Genomic DNA, 20724 nt, shown 5'->3' with positions numbered 1-20724 from the left:
GTAGTTTCCCTTCGTATTTCACAGACCTTTTCAGTCTTGGACTCAGCGCTTCATCGCCCGCTGGCGGTGTTTGGCAGTGGCAGAGCAAGGCGTCTGAACGGACGTGACGAAACAGGCGTGGGCTGAAACCTTACGCCAAACAGTCGTTCAATAGCACGACCCCATTATCGAATAACGGTTGTTAATTGCGCCGCCGGGGATACTTGCGCCCTGCATTTAGTGCAGTGGCGAGTCCCTTTATTTATCGAATGAATAAAGTAGGTGTGAGATGAAGAATATTGTGATTGTTGACAAGGCATCAGGGGCTAAGTCGGAACAGGCGTTGGGTTCGCTCAGCCTTAAAGGCACGAGCATTGTAAAACTGCCCTTCGGCCAGGAGAGTGTTCAGTCTTATCAACAGTCCGGCAATAATCTGGTTATTACACTCAAGTCCGGTGAGACCGTTACGATCCAGAACTTCTTTGTGACGGGCAGCGACGGAGCCACTAACCAACTGGTGCTTGAAGGCAGTAATGGAACGCTGCTCTTGGGTCAGTATTCTTCACCTTACTCCGGCTTTACCTTCACCCAGATTTCCAGCCTTGACGACCTGACACTGGCCGCGGCTGGCGGCAGTGCCGACATTCCTAACTGGGTCTTGTGGGGGCTTGGCCTTCTGGCGGTAGGTGGCGCGGCGGCTGCGTTGAGCGGTGGTGGCGGTGGCGGCGGCCATCATGGCGGTGATGGCGATACCGCAGCGCCCGGTGCTCCAACCGGTATTTCGGTGAGCAGCGATGGCCTGAGCGTTATCGGCAAGGGCGAGGCCGGTTCCAAAGTGACGATCAAGGATGCGGCCGGTAACGTGGTCGGCACCGGCACGGTCGGGGCTGATGGCAATTTCAAGGTGCCCCTGGACTCGTCCAAGACCAACGGCGAAAAACTCGACGTAACCTTGACCGATCCGTCGGGTAACCAGTCCCCGGTCGGTAGCGTGGTGGCGCCTGACACCACCGCTCCAGAGGCCCCGACCGGCCTGACGGTCAGCCCGGATGGCCAAACCATCAGCGGCAAGGGCGAGCCTGGCTCGACGGTGACGGTTAAAGATTCTGCGGGCAATGTGATCGGTTCGGGCACCGTAGGGGCTGACGGTAATTTCGACATTAACCTGGGCACCCCGCAAAATAACGGTCAAACCCTTGATGTCACCTTGACCGACCCGGCGGGCAACCAGTCGCCGGTCGGCAGCGTGGTGGCGCCTGACACCACCGCTCCTGATGCACCCACCAGTCTGTTTTTGGCCACAGACGGTGTGACATTCAGCGGTAAAGGTGAGCCGGGTTCCCACGTTACGGTCAAGGACTCCGCCAACAATGTGGTGGGCAGTGGCACTGTCGGTGCCGACGGCAATTTCTTGATCACACTGACCTCACCGCAAAGCGTGGGTCAGCAGTTGAACACCACGCTGACTGACGCGGCTCAGAACGAATCGTTGCCAGGCAAATTTATTGTGACTGACACCGATTTGGGCTCAGGAGGCCAACCGCTCGCGGCCACTGACTTGGTCGTCAGCCAGAACGGCCTTTCGATCAGCGGCAAGGGGCAGGCCAATAACAAGATTACGGTCAAGGATGCGGCGGGCAATATTATCGGCAGCGGAACGGTGGATGCCGATGGCAATTTCAACCTGTCTTTCGACACGGCCCTGATCAGCGGCGCCAGCGTGGATGTCACATTGACTGACAGCAAAGGCCAGGTATCGCCAGTCAGCAGCGTTGTGTACACCGACACCACCGCGCCAGATGCGCCAACCAATATTGCTGTCAGCGCCGATGGCCTGACCCTTACAGGTAAAGGTGAAGCGGGCAGCACGGTTATCGTTAAAAACGCGGCCGGGGAGCAAGTCGGTACGTCGGTCGTGGGGGCTGATGGCAGCTTCGAAGTCACCCTCGACGCAGCCCAAGGCAATGGCACCACCCTTGAAGTGACCTTGACTGACAAGGCCGGCAACATCTCGACAGCTACGCCTGTGGTCGTCGGTGAAGCGGTTGCGCCTGAGGCGCCGACTGGTCTGGTTGTCAGCGCTGACGGCCTGTCGGTGACCGGTAAAGGTGAGCCGGGCTCCACCGTGACGATCAAAGACTCTGCGGGCAATGTGATCGGCACCGGCACTGTTGGAAATGACGGTAACTTTGACGTCACCCTGGGCACTGCGCAAAACAACGGTGAAACCCTGGGCGTGACCCTGACCAGCCCTGGTGGGCTGACTTCGCCATCGATCAGCGTGATCGCGGGCGACACTACTGCTCCAGATGCTCCGACCAATCTGGCTGTGAGCGACGATGGTCTGGTGCTGAGTGGTAAAGGTGAGCCGGGTTCAACCATCACCATTAAAGGTCCGACGGGCAACGTGATTGGCACTGGGACAGTCGGTGCAGATGGCACCTTCTCGATCACCCTAGAAACAGCTCAAACCAACGGCGAAACTTTGGGCGTCACCCTGACCGACAAGGCGGGTAACGTTTCTCAAGCTGGCAGCGTGGTAGCAGGCGACACCACGGCGCCAGATGCGCCAACCAATATTGCTGTCAGCGCCGATGGCCTGACCCTTACCGGTAAGGGTGAAGCGGGCAGCACGGTTATCGTTAAAAACGCCGACGTCGAGCAGGTCGGTACGGCGGTCGTGGGGGCTGATGGCAGTTTCGAAGTCACCCTCGATGCAGCCCAAGGCAATGGCACCACCCTTGAAGTGACCTTGACTGACAAGGCCGGCAACATCTCGACGGCGACGCCTGTAGTTGTGGGTGAAGCTGTAGCGCCTGAGGCGCCAACCGGTCTGGTTGTCAGCGCTGACGGCCTGTCGGTGACCGGTAAAGGCGAGCCGGGCTCCACCGTGACGATCAAAGACTCTGCGGGCAATGTGATCGGCACCGGCACCGTCGGTGATGACGGCAACTTTGACGTGACCCTGGGCACCGCACAAACCAACGGTGAAACCCTGGGCGTGACCCTGACTAATCCTGGTGGCCTGACTTCGCCATCGATCAGCGTGATCGCGGGCGACACCACCGCACCTGAAGCGCCAACTAATTTGGCTGTGAGCGACGATGGTCTGGCGCTGACGGGTAAAGGCGAGGCGGGCAGCACAGTTATCGTCAAAGACGCGGCGGGCTTACAAATCGGCGCAGGCGTTGTGGACGCTGAGGGTAATTTCTCGATCATCCTCGATAGCGCGCAAACCAACGGCCAAACCCTTAACGTCACCCTGACCGACAAAGCGGGCAATATCTCGCAAGTTGGCAGTGTGGTAGCGGGCGACACCACTGCCCCTGAAGCCCCGACCGGCTTGGGTGTTAGCGCAGATGGCCTGACCTTGAGCGGTAAAGGCGAAGTTGGCAGCACCGTCACCGTAAAAGACGCAGCGGGTAATGTTATTGGCTCTGGCCCTGTGGGCGCCGATGGCAGCTTCGAAATCACTCTCGATCCCGCGCAAACCAATGGCGAAACACTGGCGGTTACCCAGACCGATGCGGCTGGCAATGTCTCGGTGGGTGGCAGTGTGGTGTCGGGTGATACCACCGCACCTGAAGCACCAACCGGTTTGGCGGTAAGCGCTGATGGCCTGACTTTGACTGGTAAGGGCGAAGTTGGCAGCACCGTTATCGTCAAAGACGCGGCAGGTTTGGAGATCGGCAACGGCGTTGTGGATGCGGATGGCAATTTCTCCATCATTCTCGACAAAGCACAAACCAACGGCGAAACCCTGGGCGTCACCCTGACCGACAAAGCGGGCAACATCTCGCAAGTCGGTAGCGTGGTAGCAGGCGACACCACCGCGCCAGATGCGCCAACCAATATCGCGGTGAGCGCCGACGGCCTGACCCTCACCGGTAAAGGTGAAGCGGGCAGCACGGTTATCGTTAAAAACGCAGCCGGTGAGCAAGTCGGTACGGCGGTCGTGGGGGCTGATGGCAGTTTCGAAGTCACCCTCGATGCAGCCCAAGGTAATGGCACCACCCTTGAAGTTACCTTGACTGACAAGGCCGGCAACGTATCGACAGCCACGCCAGTAGTTGTGGGTGAAGCTGTAGCGCCTGAGGCGCCAACCGGTCTGGTTGTCAGCGCTGACGGCCTGTCGGTTACCGGTAAAGGCGAGCCGGGCTCCACCGTGACGATCAAAGACTCTGCGGGCAATGTGATCGGCACCGGCACCGTCGGTGATGACGGCAACTTTGACGTGACCCTAGGCACCGCACAAACCAACGGCGAAACACTGGGCGTCACTTTGACCAATGCCGGTGGCCTGACTTCGCCATCGATCAGCGTGATTGCAGGCGATACCACCGCACCTGAAGCACCAACCGGTTTGGCGGTAAGCGCTGATGGCTTGACCCTCACCGGTAAGGGCGAAGTCGGCAGCACGGTTATCATTAAAGACGCGGCAGGTTTGGAGATCGGCAACGGCGTTGTGGATGCGGATGGCAATTTCTCCATCATTCTCGACAAAGCACAAACCAACGGCGAAACCCTGGGCGTCACCCTGACCGACAAGGCGGGTAACGTTTCTCAAGCTGGCAACGTGGTAGCAGGCGACACCACGGCTCCTGATGCGCCAACCAATATCGCTGTGAGTGCCGATGGCCTGACGCTCACCGGTAAAGGTGAAGCGGGCAGCACAGTTATTATTAAAAACGCAGCGGGTGAGCAGGTCGGTACGGCGGTTGTGGGTGCTGATGGCAGCTTCGAAGTCACTCTGGATGCAGCTCAAGGCAATGGCACTACCCTTGAAGTGACGCTGACTGACAAAGCCGGAAATATTTCGACAGCCACCCCGGTGGTGGTCGGTGAAGCTGTAGCACCTGAGGCGCCAACCGGTCTGGTTGTCAGCGCAGATGGCCTGACAGTGACCGGCAAAGGCGAGGTTGGCAGCACCGTAATCGTCAAAGATGCGGCTGGCTTGCCAATCGGCACCGGGGTTGTCGGTGCTGATGGCAGCTTCGAAATAAAGCTCGACAAAGCCCAAACCAACGGCGAAACCCTGGGCGTCACTTTGACCAATGCCGGTGGCCTGACTTCGCCATCGATCAGCGTGATTGCAGGCGATACGACTGCTCCTGAAGCACCAACTAATTTGGCCGTTAGCGACGATGGTCTGGCGCTGACGGGCAAAGGCGAGCCGGGCAGCACAGTTATCGTCAAAGACGCGGCGGGCTTACAAATCGGCGCAGGCGTTGTGGACGCTGAGGGTAATTTCTCGATCACCCTTGACAGCGCGCAAACCAACGGCGAAACCCTTAACGTCACCCTGACCGACAAAGCGGGCAACATCTCGCAAGTTGGCAGCGTGGTAGCAGGCGACACCACTGCACCTGAAGCCCCGACCGGCTTGGGTGTTAGCGCAGATGGCCTGACCCTGAGCGGTAAAGGCGAAGTTGGCAGCACCGTCACCGTGAAGGATGCGGCAGGCAATTTGATCGGCTCCGGCCCAGTCGCCGCTGACGGCAGCTTCGAAATCACTCTCGACCCCGCACAAACCAACGGCGAAACACTGGCGGTCACCCAGACCGATGCGGCTGGCAATGTCTCTGCGGGTGGCAGTGTGATTGCAGGTGACACCACAGCGCCAGCGGCTCCAACTGAGCTGGCGGTAAGCCCTGATGGTCTGACCTTGACCGGTAAAGGCGAAATCGGCAGCACCGTTATCGTCAAAGATGCGGAAGGCTTGCAAATCGGTGCTGGGGTTGTCGGGGCTGATGGCAGCTTCGAAATCATCCTGGATGCTGCTCAAACCAACGGCGAAACCCTTAACGTCACCTTGACCGACAAAGCGGGCAACATCTCGCAAGTTGGCAGCGTGGTTGCCGGCGACACCACTGCACCTGAAGCACCAACCGGCTTGGTTCTCAGCGCCGATGGCCTGACCCTCACCGGTAAAGGTGAAGTGGGCAGCACCGTTACCGTCAAAAACGCGGAGGGCGCGGTGATTGGTTCCGGGCCTGTCGGGGCTGATGGCAGCTTCGAAATCACTCTGGATGCGGCGCAGACCAATGGCCAAACTCTGGACGTCACCCTGACCGATAAGGCAGGCAACGTCTCGGCAGCCACGCCTGTGATTGCGGGCGATACAACGGCCCCTGCCGCGCCAACTGGTTTGGCGGTCAGCGCTGATGGCCTGACCCTCACCGGTAAAGGTGAAATCAACAGCACGGTCATCGTCAAAAACGCAGCCGGTGGGCAAATCGGCGTCGGGGTTGTGGACGCTGATGGCAATTTCTCTATCACCCTCGACAGCGCGCAAACCAACGGTGAAACCCTCAACGTTACTCTGACCGACGCGGCGGGCAACGTTTCGCAAGTCGGCAGCGTGGTCGCGGGCGACACCACGGCTCCTGATGCGCCGACCAATATCGCGGTGAGCGCGGACGGCCTGACCCTCACCGGTAAAGGTGAGGCGGGCAGCACGGTCATCGTCAAAAACGCTGCCGGTGACCCAGTGGGTACGGCGGTAGTGGGGGCTGACGGCAGTTTTGAAGTCACCCTCGACGCCGCGCAAGGTAATGGCACCGTCCTTGACGTCACCTTGACTGACAAGGCTGGCAACATCTCTGACCCGACGCCTGTGCTGGTCGGTGAGGCTGTAGCACCTGAGGCGCCAACCGGTCTGGTGGTGAGCGCAGACGGTCTGACAGTGACCGGTAAAGGCGAGATTGGCAGCACCGTGACGGTGAAAGGCCCGGCTGGTAACGTGATTGGTACCGGGGTTGTCGATGCTGACGGTAATTTCTCGGTCACTCTGGACACCGCGCAAACCAACGGCGAATCCCTGGGTGTGACGTTGACCAATGCCGGTGGCCTGACCTCGCCATCGATCAGCGTGGTGGCAGGCGACACCACGGCGCCAGATGCCCCGACTGACCTGGTGGTGAGCGCGGATGGTCTGGCGCTGACTGGTAAAGGTGAAGCGGGTAGCACGGTCACCATCAAAGACGCGGCGGGCATAGTGATTGGTACCGGGCCTGTCGGGGCTGATGGCAACTTCTCAATTACTCTCGACAGCGCACAAACCAATGGCGAAACCCTCAACGTCACCCTGACCGACAAGGCGGGCAACATCTCGGCGGTCACGCCAGTGATTGCAGGCGATACCACGGCACCTGATGCACCGACTGAGCTTGCGGTGAGCGTTGATGGCCTGACGCTGAGCGGCAAAGGCGAAATCGGCAGCACGGTGACGGTTAAAGACGCAGCGGGCGCGGTGATTGGCTCCGGGCCTGTGGGCGCTGATGGCAGTTTCGAAATCACTCTCGATGCTGCGCAAACCAATGGCGAAACCCTTAACGTCACGCTGACTGACAAGGCAGGCAACGTCTCAGCGATCACGCCAGTGGTTGCTGGCGACACCACAGCACCTGCGGCGCCAACTGATTTGGCGGTCAGCATTGATGGCCTGACCCTGACCGGTAAAGGCGAAACGGGCAGCACCGTTACGGTCAAAGATGCAGCGGGCGCAGTGATTGGTTCCGGACCGGTTGGGGCTGATGGCAGTTTCGAAATCACCCTCGATGCTGCGCAAACCAACGGCGAAACCCTCAACGTCACCCTGACCGACAAGGCGGGCAACATCTCGGCGGTCACGCCAGTGATTGCGGGCGACACCACGGCACCTGATGCCCCGACAGAGCTTGCGGTGAGCGTTGATGGCCTGACCCTGAGCGGTAAAGGTGAAGTCGGCAGCACAGTGACGGTCAAAGATGCAGCGGGCGCGGTGATTGGCTCCGGGCCTGTGGGCGCTGATGGCAGTTTCGAAATCACCCTCGATTCGGCACAAACCAATGGCGAGACCCTCAACGTTACGCTGACCGACAAGGCGGGCAACGTTTCGCAAATCACGCCTGTGATTGCAGGCGACACGACCGCACCTGACACGCCGACTGAACTTGCGGTGAGCGCTGATGGCCTGACGCTGACGGGTAAAGGCGAAGCGGGCAGCACCGTCACGGTCAAAGCAGCCGATGGCACAGTGATTGGCTCTGGACCTGTGGGCGCTGATGGCAGTTTCGAAATCGTCCTAGACAGTGCGCAAAAAAATGGCGAGACCCTTAACGTTACCCTGACCGACAAAGCTGGCAATGTGTCGGTTTCCGCTCCGGTTGTTGCGGGCGATACCACCGCACCTGATGCCCCAACCAACATTGCCGTGAGCGCGGATGGTCTGACGCTCACCGGTAAAGGTGAGGTCGGCAGCACAGTCACTGTCAAAGACTCGGCCGGTCTGTCGGTAGGCACGGGTGTGGTGGGGGCTGATGGCAGTTTTGAAGTCATCCTTAAAGACGCGCAGGGCAATGGCGCCATCCTTGATGTCACCTTGACCGACAAGGCAGGCAACATCTCGCCGATTACCCCAGTGGTGGTCGGTATCGCGGTAGCGCCTGATGCGCCAACCGATCTGGCAGTGAGTGTCGATGGTCTGACAGTGACCGGGAAAGGCGAGATTGGCAGCACCGTTACTGTCAAAGATGCGGCTGGCTTGCCAATCGGCACCGGGGTTGTCGGTGCTGATGGCAGCTTCGAAGTAACTCTCGACAAAGCGCAAACCAACGGCGAAACCCTGGGCGTCACCTTGGCCAATGCTGGTGGCCTGACTTCGCCATCGATCAGCGTGGTGGCGGGCGATACCACGGCGCCTGATGCCCCGGCTGACCTGGTGGTGAGCGCCGATGGTCTGGCGCTGACCGGTAAAGGCGAGGCGGGCAGCACGGTGACTGTGAAAGACGCAACGGGCGCGGTGATCGGCACCGGGCCGGTAGCGGCTGATGGCAGCTTCACCATCACACTCGACACGGCGCAAAAAAATGGCGAGACCCTCAACGTCACGCTGACCGACAAGTCGGGCAACGTGTCGGCAGTCACGCCAGTGATTGCGGACGACACCACGGCACCTGATGCCCCGACAGAGCTTGCGGTGAGCGTTGATGGCCTGACGCTGAGCGGTAAAGGTGAAGTCGGCAGCACGGTCACTGTTAAAGACGCAACGGGCGCAGTGATTGGTTCCGGGCCGGTAGAGGCTGACGGCACCTTCACCATCGCGCTCGACACGGCACAAACCAATGGCGAAACCCTGAACGTCACCCTGACCGATAAGGCGGGCAACGTCTCGGCAGTCACGCCAGTAATAGCGGGCGATACCACGGCACCTGATGCCCCGACAGAGCTTGCAGTGAGCGTTGATGGCCTGACGCTGAGCGGTAAAGGCGAAGTTGGCAGCACAGTGACGGTCAAAGACGCCGCGGGCGCGGTGATTGGCTCCGGGGCTGTGGGCGCTGATGGCAGTTTCGAAATCACCCTCGACAGTGCGCAAAAAAATGGCGAAACCCTCAACGTCACCCTGACTGACAAGGCAGGCAACATTTCTGCGGTAACGCCTGTGGTTGCGGGGGACACCACAGCACCTTCGACGCCAACTGATTTGGCGGTCAGCGTTGATGGCCTGACGCTGAGCGGTAAAGGCGAAGTCGGCAGCACGGTGACGGTTAAAGACGCAGCGGGCGCGGTCATTGGCAGCGGGCCTGTGGGCGCTGACGGCAGCTTTGAAATTACCCTCGACACTGCACAAACCAATGGCGAAACCCTCAACGTCACCCTGACCGACAAGGCGGGCAACGTCTCGGCAGTCACGCCAGTCATAGCGGGCGATACCACCGCACCTGATGCCCCAACAGAGCTTGCAGTGAGCGTTGATGGCCTGACACTGACCGGTAAAGGCGAAGTTGGCAGCACAGTGACGGTCAAAGACGCCGCGGGCGTGGTCATTGGCAGCGGACCTGTGGGCGCTGATGGCAGTTTCGAAATAGCCCTCGATGCCGCGCAAATTAATGGCGAAACTCTCAATGTCACCCTGACCGACAAGGCGGGCAACATCTCGGCGGTCACGCCAGTGATTGCAGGCGATACCACGGCACCTGATGCCCCGACAGAACTTGCAGTGAGCGTTGATGGCCTGACCCTGAGCGGTAAAGGCGAAGTCGGCAGCACGGTGACGGTTAAAGACGCCGCGGGCGCAGTGATTGGCAGCGGGCCAGTAGGCGCTGATGGCAGCTTTGAAATCACCCTAGATACTGCGCAAGCCAATGGCGAAACCCTCAACGTTACCCTGACCGACAAGGCGGGCAACGTTTCAGCGATCACGCCAGTGGTTGCGGGCGACACCACAGCACCTGATGCCCCGACAGAGCTTAAAGTGAGCATTGATGGCCTGACCCTCACCGGTAAAGGCGAAGCGGGCAGCACCGTCACGGTCAAAGCAGCCGATGGCACCGTGATAGGTTCCGGACCTGTCGGGGCTGATGGTAGCTTTGAAATCGTCCTCGACAGTGCGCAAAAGAATGGCGAGGCCCTCAACGTCACCCTGACCGACAAGGCGGGCAATGTGTCGGTGGTCACGCCAGTGATTGCGGTCGATACCACAGCGCCTGATGCCCCGACCAACCTGGCAGTGAGCGGCAATGGTCTGATCCTTACCGGTAAGGGCGAAGTCGGCAGCACCGTGATCGTCAAAGACGCTGCGGGCGTGCAAGTCGGTACGGGCGTCGTCGGCGCGGGCGGCAATTTTGAGGTGGCTCTTGACCCGGGCCAAAGCAATGGCTCTACGCTTCAAGTCACCCTGACCGACAAGGCCGGCAACATTTCGACCGCCAGCCCTGTGGTTGTCGGTGATGCCGTCGCACCGGATGCGCCAACTGACCTGAGCGTGAGCGTTGATGGCCTGGTACTGGATGGCAAGGGCGAGCCTGGCGCCATCGTCACCGTCAAAACGGCAGCGGGTGTGGTGATCGGCAGCGGGGTCGTGGGCCTTGACGGTAACTTCAGCGTGGCGCTGGACACCGCTCAAACCAACGGCGAAACCCTGGGCGTCACCCTGAGCAGCGTCGGTGGGTTGACCTCACCTTCCGTCAGCGTGGTGGCGGGCGATACAACGGCGCCTGATGCCCCGACAGAACTGGCCGTCAGCGTTGATGGCCTGACCTTGAATGGTAAAGGTGAGCCGGGATCAACCGTCACCGTTAAAAATGCCGCAGGCGCTGTGATCGGCAGCGGATCTGTGGCGCTGGATGGCTCCTTTGCCATCACCCTCAACACCGCACAAACCAATGGCGAAACCCTTAACGTCACGCTGACAGACAAAACCGGCAACGTGTCGGTGGTGACGCCTGTTATCGCCGGCGATACCACCGCGCCAGTGGCACCGACTGAGCTGGCGGTCAGCGCGGATGGCCTGACCCTGAGCGGTAAAGGTGAAGCAGGCAGCACTGTCATCGTGAAAAATGCGGCCGGTGCGCAAATCGGTACTGGCATCGTTGACGCTGACGGCGCGTTTACCGCGATCCTCGATACCCCGCAGAAAAATGGCGAGACCCTCAACGTCACCCTGACTGACAAGGCCGGTAACGTGTCGGCGTCTACCCCGGTGACAGCGAGCGACACCACGGCACCTGCAGCCCCAACCGAGCTTAAAGTCAGCGCGGATGGCCTGACCCTGGACGGTAAAGGTGAGGTGGGCAGCACGGTGATCGTTAAAAACGCCTTGGGTGTGCAAATCGGCACGGGTGTTGTAGGCGCTGACGGTACTTTTGCCGTCACCCTCAACACGGCGCAGAAAAATGGCGAGACCCTCAACGTTACCCTGACTGACAAGGCAGGCAACGTGTCGGCGGCGACCCCGGTAATAGCGGGTGATACCACGGCACCCGACGCGCCGACTGAGCTGAAAGTGAGTCTCGATGGCCTGGAACTGACCGGTAAAGGTGAGGCGGGCAGTGTGGTCACCGTGAAAAACGCGGCGGGCGTGCAAATCGGCACCGGCATTGTGGGCCCTGACGGCTCGTTCACCGCGATCCTCGATACCCCGCAGAAAAATGGCGAGACCCTCAACGTTACCCTGACCGACAAGGCAGGCAACGTGTCGGCGGTCGCCCCTGTGGTAGCCGGTGACACGACGGCTCCGGGTGCGCCGACTGAGCTTAAAGTGAGCGTTGATGGCCTGACCTTGAGCGGTAAAGGCGAAGTCGGCAGCACAGTGACGGTCAAAGACGCTGCGGGCGCAGTGATAGGCAGCGGGCCTGTGGGCGCTGATGGCAGTTTCGAAATTACCCTCGATGCTGCGCAGACCAATGGCGAAACCCTGAACGTCACCCTGACTGACAAGGCCGGCAACGTATCGGCAGTCACGCCAGTGATTGCAGGCGACACCACCGCACCGGCAGCGCCGACTGAGATTAAGGTCAGCGTTGATGGTCTGGAACTGACGGGCAAAGGCGAAGCGGGCAGTGTCGTCACCGTGAAAAACGCCGCGGGCGTGCAAATCGGCACGGCTATCGTTGGGCCTGACGGTTCGTTTACCGCGATCCTCGATACCCCGCAGAAAAATGGCGAAACCCTCAACGTCACCTTGACCGACAAGGCGGGCAACGTGTCGGCGGTCACGCCAGTGATTGCGGGTGACACCACCGCACCGGCGGCGCCGACGGACCTTAAAGTGAGTGTCGATGGCCTGGCACTGACGGGTAAAGGCGAAGCGGGTAGCACCGTCATCGTGAAAAATGCCCTGGGTGTGCAGGTCGGCACCGGCACCGTTGGCGCTGATGGCTCGTTTACGGCGGTGCTCGATACGCCGCAGAAAAATGGCGAACTGCTTAACGTCACCCTGACGGACAAGTCGGGCAACGTGTCGGCAGTTACGCCAGTGATTGCCGGTGACACCACCGCACCAGCGGCGCCGACCGAGCTCAAAGTGAGTGTCGATGGCTTGGCGCTGACGGGTAAAGGCGAAGCGGGCAGCATCGTCATCGTGAAAAACGCCGCCGGTGTGCAAATCGGCACCGGTATTGTTGGCGCGGACGGCTCGTTTACTGCCGTCCTTGATACCCCGCAGAAAAATGGCGAAACCCTCGACGTCACCTTGACCGATAAGTCGGGCAACGTGTCGGCAGTCACCCCGGTGATTGCGAGCGACACCACCGCACCAGCGGCGCCGACTGAGCTTAAAGTGAGTGTTGATGGCCTGGCGCTGACCGGTAAAGGTGAAGCGGGCAGCACTGTCATTGTGAAAAACGCCCTGGGTGTGCAAGTCGGCACCGGCACCGTTGACGCTGACGGCTCGTTTAGCGCGGTGCTCGATACGCCGCAGAAAAATGGTGAGCTGCTTAGCGTTACCCTGACGGATAAGGCGGGGAACGTCTCGCTGCCGACCCCGGTTGTGGCGGGCGACACCACGGCACCAGCGGCGCCGACTGACCTTGACGTGCGTGTCGATGGTCTGGCACTGACGGGCAAAGGCGAAGTGGGCAGCACCGTTATCGTGAAAAACGCAGCAGGTGTGCAGGTTGGCACCGGCATCGTGGGCCTTGATGGCTCGTTTACCGTGATCCTGGCCCCGGCACAAAACAATGGCGAAAGCCTTAACGTCACCCTCACCGACAAGGCGGGCAACGTGTCCTTGGCGGGTGTCGTGACGGCGGGTGATACCACCGCACCGGCGGCGCCTACCGAGCTTAAAGTGAGCGCTGATGGCTTGGCGCTGACCGGTAAGGGTGAGGCTGGCAGCACGGTCATTGTGAAAAACGCACTGGGCGTGCAAGTGGGTAGCGGCACCGTTGACGCTAACGGCGTGTTAACCGCAACGCTCGATACACCGCAGAAAAATGGCGAAATCCTCAACGTCACTTTGACCGACAAGGCGGGCAACGTGTCCTTGCCGGGCGTTGTGGCAGCGGGTGATACCACGGCTCCAGCGGCGCCGACCGAGCTTAAAGTCAGCCTCGATGGTCTGGCGCTGACCGGTAAAGGCGAGGCGGGCAGCACCGTCATCGTGAAAAACGCCGCAGGTGTGCAAGTCGGCACCGGCATCGTTGGGCTGGATGGCTCGTTTATCGCGGTCCTGGCCCCGGCACAAAAAAATGGCGAGAGCCTCAACGTTACCCTCACCGACAAGGCGGGCAACGTGTCCGTGAGCACTGCAGTAGTAGCGGGTGATACCACCGCACCGGCGGCGCCTACCGAGCTTAAAGTCAGTGTTGATGGCTTGTCGCTGACGGGTAAAGGTGAGGCGGGCAGCACGGTTATCGTTAAAAACGCTGCGGGTGTGCAAGTGGGTGCTGGCACCGTGGGTGAAGATGGCTCGTTTAACGCGGTGCTGACCTCGCCGCAAAAAAATGGCGAGCTGCTTAACGTCACCCTGACCGACAAGGCCGGCAACGTGTCGCTGGCCGCTCCGGTCACTGCCGGTGACACCACCAATCCGGATGCTCCGACCAACCTGGCAGTCAGCCTTGGAGGTCTGGTGTTGACGGGTAAAGGCGAGCCTGGCGCCGCCGTGACCGTTAAAGGTCTTGGTGGGGTAACCGTCGGTACAGGGTTTGTCGGGGCGGATGGCGGCTTTGCGATTGTGCTGGTCCCGGCTCAAGGCAATGGCCAAACCCTGGAAGTCCAACTCAAAGATGCGGCGGGTAACGAATCCCCGGTCGGCACTGTGATTGTGGGGGGCGCCCTGGCACCGGAAGCCCCAACCGACCTGGTGGTGAGCCTGGATGGCCTGACCCTGAGTGGCAAGGGTGAAGCAGGGTTGTCAGTGACGATCAAAAACGCTGCGGGCGCGGTGATCGGTACGGGCACTGTGGGCGTGGACGGCAACTTTGCCGTCACCCTCGACACTGCGCAAAAGAACGGTGAAACCCTTGGCGTCACCTTGACCAATAGCCTGGACCTTTCGTCTCCGTCCATCAGCGTGGTGGCGGGCGACACCACTGCACCGGCAGCGCCAACCGGCCTGGCGGTCAGCCTTGATGGCTTGTTGCTGACCGGTAAAGGTGAAGCGGGCAGCATCGTCACCGTGAAAAACGCGGCCGGTGTGACCATTGGTACGGGCGTGGTGGGCGTTGATGGCTCGTTTAGCGCCATCCTCGATACCCCGCAAAAAAATGGCGAAACCCTCAACGTCACCCTCACCGACAAGGCGGGTAACGTCTCGGTGGCCACCCCGGTTGTTGCGGGCGACACCACGGCTCCGGCGGCGCCAACGGAGCTTAACGTCAGCGCTGATGGCTTGACCCTGACCGGCAAAGGCGAAGCAGGCAGCACCGTCACGGTTAAAAACGCGGCGGGTGTGCAAGTCGGTACCGGCACCGTGGGAACTGATGGCTCGCTGACCGCGACCCTTAGCCCGGCACAAAAAAATGGCGAAAGCCTCAACGTCACCCTCACCGACAAGGCGGGCAACGTCTCGCTGCCGACCCCGGTTGTGGCGGGCGACACCACGGCACCGGCGGCACCGACCGAGCTTAAAGTTAGCCTGGATGGCTTGTTGCTGACGGGTAAAGGCGAGGCGGGCAGTACGGTCATCGTAAAAAATGCCGCAGGCCAGCAAATCAGCACCGTTGTGGTAGGGATAGATGGCTCGTTTGCCGCCGTCCTCACGCCAGCGCAAAAAAATGGCGAGACCCTCAACGTCACTCTCACCGACAAGGCGGGCAACGTGTCGGTGGTCACCCCGGTTGTGGCGGGCGACACCACGGCACCGGCAGCCCCGACTGAGCTTAAAGTCAGCGCTGATGGTCTGGCGCTGACCGGTAAGGGCGAAGCGGGCAGCACCGTCACCGTGAAAAACGCGGCGGGCGTGGCCATTGGTACTGGCGTTGTCGGGGCGGATGGTTCGTTCAGTGCGACGCTCAACACGCCGCAGAAAAATGGCGAGTTGCTTAACGTCACACTGACCGACAAGGCCGGTAACGTCTCGCTGCCAGCCCCTGTGCTGGCGGGTGATACCACGGCGCCGGCGGCGCCAACCAACCTGTCCGTGAGCGTCGATGGTCTGGTGCTTAACGGTAAAGGCGAGCCGGGCTCAACGGTAACGGTCAAAAATGCGGCGGGTGTGGTGATCGGTGGCGGTCTTGTCGGGCTGGATGGCTCGTTTGCCGCGGTCCTCACGCTGCCACAAAAAAATGGCGAAACCCTCAGCGTCACCCAGACCGATGTGGCGGGCAACGTGTCGGTGGCGGCACCGGTGGTGGCGGGCGATACCACCGCACCGGCCGCGCCGACCGATCTGGCAGTGAGCCTCAATGGTCTGGCACTCACCGGTAAAGGCGAAGCGGGCAGCATCGTCACGGTGAAAAACGCCGCAGGCGTGCAGATTGGCACTGGCATCGTCGGGCTGGATGGCTCGTTTAGCGCCGTGCTCACCTCGCCACAAAAAAATGGCGAAACCCTCAACGTTACCCTGACCGACAAGGCAGGCAACGTGTCTGTGGCCACGCCAGTGATTGCAGGCGACACCACGGCACCGGCGGCGCCGACTGAACTTAAAGTCAGCCTCGATGGCCTGGCGCTGACGGGTAAAGGTGAAGCAGGCAGCATTGTCACCGTGAAAAACGCCGCAGGTGCGCAAGTGGGCACCGGTGTTGTCGGGGTTGATGGCTCGTTTAGCGCGGTCCTGAACCCTCCACAGAAAAATGGCGAAACCCTCAACGTGACCCTGACCGACAAGGCGGGCAACGTGTCGGTGGCGGGTGATGTGACGGCGGGTGATACCACGGCACCGGCGGCTCCGACTGAGCTTAAAGTCAGCCTCGATGGCTTGTTGCTGACGGGTAAAGGCGAGGCGGGTAGCACGGTCATCGTGAAAAACGCCGCAGGCCAGCAAATCAGTACCGTGGTGGTCGGGATCGACGGCAACTTTGCCGCCGTCCTGTTAACACCGCAAAAAAATGGCGAGACCCTTAACGTCACCCTCACCGATAAGGCGGGCAACGTGTCCTTGCCGGGTACTGTGACGGCGGGCGACACCACGGCGCCGGCGGCTCCGAACACCCTGGCTGTGAGCGCCGATGGTCTGTCGCTCACAGGCAAAGGTGAAGCGGGCAGCACGGTCGTCGTGAAAAACGCCGCCGGTACGCAAATCGGCACCGGCGTCGTCGGGGCGGATGGCTCGTTTACCGCGACCCTCAGCCCTGCACAAAAAAATGGCGAAAGCCTGAACGTTACCCTGACCGACAAGGCGGGCAACGTGTCCTTGCCGGGCACCGTGACGGCGGGTGACACCACGGCTCCGGCAGCCCCGACAGACCTTAAAGTCAGCCTCGATGGCTTGTTGCTGACGGGTAAAGGCGAGGCGGGCAGTACGGTTATCGTGAAAAACGCGGCGGGCCAGCAAATCGGCACTGTTGTGGTTGGCATCGACGGCAACTTTGCCGCCGTCCTGTTAACACCGCAAAAAAATGGCGAGAGCCTCAACGTTACCCTGACTGACAAGGCGGGCAACGTGTCCTTGCCGGGTACTGTGACGGCGGGCGACACCACGGCGCCGGCGGCTCCGAACACCCTGGCTGTGAGCGCGGATGGTCTGTCGCTCACGGGTAAAGGTGAAGCGGGCAGCACGGTTGTCGTGAAAAACGCCGCAGGCACGCAAGTCGGTACCGGCGTCGTCGGGGCGGATGGCTCGTTTACCGCGACCCTCAGCCCTGCACAAAAGAATGGCGAGAGCCTGAACGTCACCCTGACGGACAAGGCAGGCAACGTCTCGCTGCCGACTCCGGTTGTGGCGGGTGATACCACCGCACCGGCTGCTGCGACGGACCTTAAAGTCAGCCTCGATGGCTTGTTGCTGACGGGTAAAGGCGAGGCGGGCAGCACGGTCATCGTGAAAAACGCCGCAGGCCAGCAAATCAGCACCGTAGTGGTTGGCATCGACGGCAACTTTGCCGCCGTCCTGTTAACACCGCAAAAAAATGGCGAGACGCTCAACGTCACCCTGACGGACAAGGCAGGCAACGTCTCTGTGGCCGCGCCAGTGGTTGCCGGGGACACCACTGCACCAGTGGCGCCAACCAACCTGGTCGTCAGCGTCAATGGCCTGACCCTGACGGGTAAAGGCGAGGCGGGCAGTACCGTCACCGTGAAAAACGCGGCGGGCGTGGCCGTGGGCAGCGGCACTGTTGGCGCTGACGGTTCGTTTACCGCGACCCTCAGCCCTGCACAAAAGAATGGTGAAAGCCTCAACGTCACCCTGACCGACAAGGCTGGCAACGTCTCGTTGCCGACGCCTGTGCTGGCGGGTGATACCACGGCACCGCAGGCGCCGACTGAGCTTAAAGTCAGCCTCGATGGTTTGACGCTCACCGGTAAAGGCGAAGTGGGCAGCATCGTTACCGTGAAAAACGCGGCCGGTGTGCAAATCGGTACCGGCCTTGTCGGGGCTAATGGTTCGTTTACAGCGCTGTTGGTTGGGCCGCATAAAAACGGTGAAAGCCTCACCGTCACCCTGACCGACAAAGCAGGCAACGTTTCGGTGCCTGCGCCAGTGCTTGCAGGCGACACCACGCCACCGGCCATTGCGACCGACCTTGCGTTGAACGCAGATGGCGTGACGTTCAGCGGCAAGGGTGAAGCGGGTAGCCAGGTGACGGTTAAAGACTACTTGGGGCAGACCATCGGTACGGGCACCGTCAACGGGCAAGGTAACTTCACGGTGATCCTGAATCAGCCACGCAGCACCGGTGAAACCCTCAACGTCACCCTCAAGGATGCCGCGCAGAACGTCTCTCAGCCGGCAACCTATCTGGCGATTGACCCTGGCCTGCCGGGAACACTGACCCCTAAAGCCTCCAACGACCTGGCAACTGCTGAGATAGTGATCAAACCGGTGACGACCAACAATCCGTTGGCTGATATGAAGGTCAATTCGGCTGTGACGATTGGCCCGATTTCGATTATCGCCAAACTTCAGGATGTGCAGACGTTCACGGTCAAAGCGGGTACAACAGGCACCTTGAATCTGTCTGCTAGCCAGGGAGATTTGCTCACGCTATTGGGCGGCGGGGTTAAGGTTAAGCTGGAAGTGAGTGACGGCAAGGGCGGATGGACGCCTGTGCAGCAAGGTTCCCTGAGTGGCGGCTTGCTCGATTTGCTGGGGCTGTTTGGATCTAGCGGCAGCGGGAAAGTCGAAGGTCTGGCTGCGGGGAACTATCGCGTCACGTTTGATCTGAACCCGGCACTGGTCTCCGTGGGAGCCAGCTCAACGACCAAACTGAGTGTCACCGAGCAAAGCCTGACCGATTTCACGGCTGACGCCGGGCCAGTGATCCAGGGTAACGTGATCACGGACCTGGGCTTTAATGGCAAAGCGGACGTTACGGGTACGGCTGGGCCAGCAACGGTACAAGTTCAGGTCGATGGCAAGTTTGTCGATGCCAGCACTACCACTGTCGGGACCGTGTTGCAGGGCCAATATGGTCAACTGACGATCTTTGCCAACGGCAATTACTCGTACGTGGCGAATGGCAATGCGGCCAATCTTGGCAAGGTGGATTCGTTTGAGTATCACCTGGTCAATGCGGCGGGCTCCTCAACAGCCAACTTGTATGTGCGCATTGATAGTGCAGACTCCAATTTCACGTGGAGCACAACCGATCCTTCGGCCCCCGGCGTTATTGTTCCGGTTGCTAATGATGACGTGGGTTCTGTAGCGATACAGTTGTCGCCTGAAGTCGGGCCACAGGTTTCGTTGCAGGGCTTTGGCTATGATTTGAAGGCAGTAGGCATCTCTTTGACTGGATCAGGAACCGGTGCCGGTGGAGCCATCGTCATCGAGGCCAATACCAAGGGCGATATTGCGGTTACTGCGAAATTCTCGTCGGGATCGCAGGGGTTGGGTGGCACAACCTTGACCCTGGAAAAATTCATCAACGGGGCGTGGGCTGCAGTACCACAACAGAGCTTCTCAGCTACATCCCATACCTTTAAAGACCTGGGTGAGGGCACTTATCGGGTAACAGCGTCGACCAGCATCTTGCTTTCACTGGGCAGTAAAGTGTCCATCGAGCAGAAATTTACGCCCACTTACCTGGACAAGTTTGTTGTGGGTACGGTCACCCCGGCCACCGGCAATGTGCTGTCCAGTACCTTGACCGGTCCCGACAAGCTGGGTTCTGTGCTCACGGTAATAAGTGTGCTGGACAAGGGTGTGTTCGTGAATGCCGGGGGCGAGGGCAAGGTGGTTGCGGGGGCATACGGAACGTTGACCCTGTTCGCCGATGGTAAATACACCTACACGCCGAATGCCGGCCTGACGGCGAGCAACGTGGGGCAGGTGGATCACTTCACCTACAAACTCACCTCGCCAACAGGCAATTCCGACACGGCTGAGCTGTACATCCGTCTCGACTCTCCAGACCGCGGGCTGGTCTGGGACGATGCCAACCCGGGTGCACCGGCCAAGACCGCCACGTCGTTCGCCGCACTGGCCGTGGAGGAGCATGTCGCCGCCGTCGACCACGTGGCTGCAACCGAGGGGCATGCCACGGGTGAACACGGGGATCATGCGGTGGTTGCCGACACCGATTTCACTCACGTCGACAACGTTGCCGGGACCGATGGGTTGCTGTGGGAAGGGGGCGATGCTGCGATCAATCTGGCGAGCCTGATTGGCAAGGTCAGCGGCATCGATGCCATCGACCTCAACCACGTCAGCGCTGTTGATCTGACGCTTAGCCTCGAAGACCTGGTGTCCATCACCGGGCCTGAAGGGGACCGGTTGGTGATTCAGGGCGATGACAACGACAGTGTGCATTTGACCGGCAATTGGTCATCGGGAGTGGCTCAGGTTGAGAACGGTCTTGAATACGTGATCTACACTAGCGAGGAAGATAAAACCCACCAACTGTGGGTGCAGAACGGAATCAGCGTGGTTTAACCCACAAC

Annotated in this window: 1 protein-coding gene; it reads left to right on the top strand. The window is 60.4% G+C overall.

The window, feature by feature from the left end:
• Positions 1-268: 268 nt before the first annotated feature.
• On the top strand, positions 269-20716 hold the full coding sequence (locus ACJJU9_RS20215; protein ID WP_407729381.1) for a BapA/Bap/LapF family large adhesin: 20448 nt from the start codon (positions 269-271) through the stop codon (positions 20714-20716).
• Positions 20717-20724 lie beyond the last annotated feature (8 nt).

The organism is Pseudomonas helleri (assembly GCF_045830615.1).
GTDB lineage: Bacteria > Pseudomonadota > Gammaproteobacteria > Pseudomonadales > Pseudomonadaceae > Aquipseudomonas > Aquipseudomonas helleri.
Note: the sequence above shows the minus strand (reverse complement) of the source record. Positions and strands in the feature narration are given on the sequence as shown.

Bases quoted from the DNA above. Each gene is read 5' to 3' on its own strand.
- ACJJU9_RS20215 (WP_407729381.1), top strand. From the start codon at position 269: ATGAAGAATATTGTGATTGTTGACAAGGCATCAGGGGCTAAGTCGGAA.